Origin of the sequence: Sphingomonas sp. Leaf412, from assembly GCF_001425405.1 — a bacterium.
Lineage (GTDB): Bacteria > Pseudomonadota > Alphaproteobacteria > Sphingomonadales > Sphingomonadaceae > Sphingomonas.
Genome location: NZ_LMQP01000004.1, coordinates 268,381 through 271,567, shown reverse-complemented (window position 1 = coordinate 271,567; position 3,187 = coordinate 268,381). Strand labels below are relative to the sequence as shown.

The window sequence follows — 3,187 nt, the reverse complement described above, 5'->3', positions numbered from 1 at the left end:
CCCCGCCGCCGATCCCGCCGCCATCGCGCGCGAATGGGCGGCGCAGACCTTCTCCCCCGACGTCGCCGCGCCGGTGACCGCGATGATGCTGCCGTCGCGGCAGGCGGTGGTGGATTACATGACGCCGCTGGGCCTCGCGCACCTGATGGCCACCGGGCACCATTACGGCCCCGGCCCGTGGGTGTCGGACCTCGCCCGGCCGGAATGGAATCCGGTCTATTACCACCGCGCCGATGCGAACGGCATCGGCTTCGACCGGACCCGCACGGGCAGCGACGCGGTGGCGCAATATGCCCGGCCGCTCGCGCGCCGCTTCGCCGACGTGCGGACGGTGGGGGAAGATTACCTGCTGTGGTTCCACCACGTGCCCTGGGATCACCGCATGGCCGACGGCGCGAGCCTGTGGGAGGCGATGGTACGCCGCTACGATCGCGGCGTCGCCGCCGTGGGGACGATGCGGGGGCAATGGGCCGCGCTCGCCCCGCATATCGACGCCGAACGCCATCGTTCGGTTGCGACCGACCTGTCGGTGCAGGAGCGCGAGGCGCGCTGGTGGCGCGACGCGTCGATCGCCTATTGGACCAGCATCAACCGCCTGCCGCTGCCCGCGGGCGCCGCGGTCCCGGCGCAGACGCTGGATCATTACCGGTCGCTGTCCTTTCCCTATGCGCCGGGGCAGGGGGAATAGTGGCGATTGCTTTTCGATGCCGGATCGTGAGAACCAACACGCCGTGAGCCGTCGCCCTTCCCGCCGCCAGCATAACCTGCCCACGATCGCCGACGTCGCACGCGCGGCGGGGGTGTCCGCGATGACCGTGTCGCGCGTGATAAACGGGGAGAGCAACGTCCGCCCCGCGACGCGCGACGGGGTGAACGCCGCGATCAAGGCGCTGAACTACACCCCCAACCCCGCGGCGCGCAGCCTGGCGGGGGCGGGGCAGCTGCGCATCGCCTTGCTGTATTCCAACCCCAGCGCGGGTTTCCTGGGCGAATTTCTGGTCGGCAGCCTGGAACAGGCGGCGCGATCCGACGTGCAGCTGATCTTCGAGAAGTGCGAGATCGGCGATCACGAGCTGGAGGTCGTCAACGACCTGATCGAGCGCGGGATCGACGGCGTGGTCCTGCCCCCGCCGCTGAACGAGAGCGCGGCGGTGCTGGACCTGCTGACGAAGGCGCGCGTGCCCACCGCGCTGGTCGCCAGCGCGCAGCCGCCCGAGGACCTGATCGCGGTCAGCATCGACAATCGCGACGCCGCGCTGACGATGACGTCGCATATCCTGGCGCTGGGGCATCGCCGCGTCGGCTTCATCGAGGGGGATACGAACCAGACCGCCAGCGTCGCGCGGCTGGAGGGATATCGCGCCGCGCTGGACGCGGTGGGGATCGCGTTCGATCCGCAACTGGTCGCGAACGGGCTGTTCACCTACCGCTCCGGCCTGGACGCGGCGGAGGAACTGCTCGATCGCGCCGATCCGCCCAGCGCGATCTTCGCCAGCAACGACGACATGGCGGCGGCGACGGTGGCGGTGGCGCATCGCCGCGGGCTGGACGTGCCGGGCGACATCACCGTGTGCGGGTTCGACGACACGTTGCTGGCGACCGCGATCTGGCCCGAGCTGACCACGATCCACCAGCCGATCGCGGACATGGCGCGCGCCGCGATCGAGATGCTGGTGGGATCGATCCGGCGCAAGGACGGCGCGCCGGGTCCGGACCACCGGTTGCTGGACTTCACCCTGATCCGTCGCCAGTCCGACGCCGCCCCGCGTCGCCGCCCGCGGACCGTGACCGCTTGACTTTGACCGTTCCGCGGGCATGGTAGCGATATCACAATAGCCGGCGCGACCGGCTGTGGGAGAGGTCGCCTTGGATCGCACGCCGTACCGCCGTTTCCGTTCGCGCGACTGGTTCGACGACCCGTCGCGGTCGGACATGACCGCGCTCTATCTCGAACGCTTCATGAACTACGGCTTGACGCCCGCGGAACTGCGCTCGGGCCGGCCGATCATCGGCATCGCGCAGACCGGCAACGACCTCAGCCCCTGCAATCGCATCCACGTCGACCTCGCGCGGCGCGTGCGCGACGGCATCCGCGACGCGGGCGGGGTGGCGATGGAATTTCCCGTCCATCCCATATTCGAGAATTGCCGCCGCCCCACTGCGGCGCTGGACCGCAACCTGGCGTACCTGGGACTGGTCGAGACGCTGTACGGCTATCCCATCGACGCGGTCGTGCTGACGACCGGGTGCGACAAGACGACGCCGTCGGGGATCATGGCCGCATCGACGGTCGACATCCCCGCGATCGTCCTGTCGGGCGGGCCGATGCTGGACGGCTGGCACGAGGGCGAGCTGGTGGGATCGGGCACGGTCATCTGGCGATCGCGGCGCAAGCTGGCGGCGGGGGAGATCGACGAGGAGGAATTCCTCCAGCGCGCGTGCGACAGCGCGCCGTCCGCGGGCCATTGCAACACCATGGGCACCGCCAGCACGATGAACGCGGTGGCGGAGGCGCTGGGCCTGTCGTTGCCCGGATGTGCCGCCATCCCCGCGCCGTATCGCGAGCGCGGGCAGATCGCGTACGAGACCGGGCGGCGGATCGTGGAGATGGCGTATGAGGACCTGCGCCCCTCCAATATCCTGACGCGCGACAGCTTCCTGAACGCGATCCGCGTCGTCACCGCGATCGGCGGATCGTCGAACGCGCAGCCGCATATCCACGCGATGGCGCGGCATGCGGGGGTGGAGCTGACCCCGGCGGACTGGATGGACCACGGCTACCGCCTGCCGTTGCTGGTCGACGTGCAGCCCGCGGGGCGGTTCCTGGGCGAACGCTTCCACCGCGCGGGCGGCGTGCCTGCGGTGATGAGCGAGTTGCTGGCGGCGGGGAAGCTGGACGGCGCGTGCGCGACGGTGACGGGGCGCAGCGTCGCGGAGAACCTGACCGGCCGCACCGCCACCGATCGCGAGGTCATCCGCTCGTACGACGATCCGCTGAAGGAGGATGCGGGCTTCCTGGTCCTGTCGGGCAACCTGTTCGACACCGCCATCATGAAGACCAGCGTCATTTCGGACGCCTTCCGGGACCGGTACCTGGGCGACGACAATGTGTTCGAGGCGCGCGCGATCGTGTTCGACGGGTCGGACGACTACCATCACCGCATCAACGACCCCGCGCTCGACATCG

At 69.9% G+C, this 3,187-nt stretch carries 2 protein-coding genes and 1 pseudogene; all 3 read left to right on the top strand.

Annotated elements, in window-relative coordinates; all coding sequences use genetic code 11:
- Window positions 1–688 (top strand): annotated as a pseudogene (locus tag ASG29_RS17655) (alpha-glucuronidase); the annotation flags it as partial.
- Between the two features lie 43 nt (window positions 689–731).
- On the top strand, window positions 732–1,796 hold the full coding sequence (locus tag ASG29_RS15535) for a LacI family DNA-binding transcriptional regulator (protein ID WP_235532959.1): 1,065 nt from the start codon (window positions 732–734) through the stop codon (window positions 1,794–1,796).
- Between the two features lie 70 nt (window positions 1,797–1,866).
- Window positions 1,867–3,187: IlvD/Edd family dehydratase (locus ASG29_RS15530; RefSeq protein WP_235532958.1), on the top strand; the 1,321-nt coding region annotated here is incomplete at its 3' end.